Here is a 415-nt window from a genome sequence, read left to right as displayed (position 1 = left end):
GCTCTATCTGAACCAGGGCAGTTCGGGCGTCGCCCTGGTGGCGCAGGCGTACACCGCCCACCACGAGGACCCCGCCCTGAGCGCCCTGATCCCCGGCGTCCGCAAGGGCTGCGCCATGGAGTTCGTCCGCGAACCGGGGCTGTTCACCGGCCGGGCGGGGCTCGCCGCCACAGCCGGCCAGCTGTCGCCGGAGGGCCGTACGGGGCCCGAGGTCCTGGCCTCCGTACGCAACCTCACCTGGCACCTCATCGCCGACGGGGACCGGCTGCTGGTCCCGGGCGCCACCCTGCGGCGCTGCTCCGCCGACCTGGCCACGGGGGCGGCGGGGCTGCTGCTGGCCCTGCACTTCCTGTCCGCCGGAAAGGGCGATGAGGCGGAGGGGCCGAGGGAGGGCGGCGGCCTGCTGGAGCTGCTC

1 protein-coding gene is annotated in these 415 nt (G+C 75.4%); it reads left to right on the top strand.

Annotation, left to right across the window (positions count from 1 at the left end; translation table 11 throughout):
• Window positions 1-415 (top strand): glycoside hydrolase family protein (locus tag RM609_RS34300; protein ID WP_498073179.1); only part of this gene is annotated, 415 nt, incomplete at both ends.

This window comes from Streptomyces hesseae (genome assembly GCF_031845785.1).
In the GTDB taxonomy this organism is placed as follows: domain Bacteria; phylum Actinomycetota; class Actinomycetes; order Streptomycetales; family Streptomycetaceae; genus Streptomyces; species Streptomyces hesseae.
This window is presented reverse-complemented; position numbering and strand designations above follow the sequence as displayed.